This window comes from Paraburkholderia sp. BCC1886 (genome assembly GCF_900996245.1).
GTDB lineage: Bacteria > Pseudomonadota > Gammaproteobacteria > Burkholderiales > Burkholderiaceae > Paraburkholderia.
This window is the reverse complement of the sequence record NZ_CAAJGK010000099.1, coordinates 1-496: the sequence shown is the minus strand read 5'-3', so window position 1 is coordinate 496 and position 496 is coordinate 1. Positions and strand designations below refer to the sequence as shown.

Below are 496 nucleotides of genomic sequence, written 5' to 3'. Positions count from 1 at the left end.
CCGGTACGGCGAATTACGCCAGCGCGGCGGCGAGGCGGCGGCGCAGGAAGTCGCCGATCGAGCTGACCACGTCGGGCTTGCCCGCGTTGCCCGGGATATACGGGCTCCACGGCTGGGCGCGCACCGTGGTCTTGGTGCGCCAGACCACGTTGAACTGCCCGTCGGCGCGGATCTCGCCGATCATCACCGGCTTGTGCAGGTGGTGGTTGCCGTCCATCTCCAGCACGAAGCCCGAGGGCGCGTTGAACTTCTGGCCGACCATCGCCGTGCGCACCTTGTCGACGTCCGTGCTCTTGGCCTTCTCGACCGCCTGCTTCCACATGTGGATGCCGACATAGGTCGCCTCCATCGGGTCGTTGGTCACGCGCTTGGCGCCGCCGGGCAGGTTGTTCTTCTTGACCCAGTCCGCGAACATCGCCTTGAACTTGGCGTTCTCCGGATTGCGCAGCGACATGAAGTAGTTCCATGCGGCCAGGTTGCCGACCAGCGGCTTGGT

1 protein-coding gene is annotated in these 496 nt (G+C 65.9%); it reads right to left on the bottom strand.

Annotated features, from left to right (window positions below; all coding sequences use genetic code 11):
• Window positions 1–13 precede the first annotated feature (13 nt).
• The coding region (locus FQ746_RS30385; protein WP_144113520.1) for a transporter substrate-binding protein at window positions 14–496 on the bottom strand (483 nt) is incomplete at its 5' end.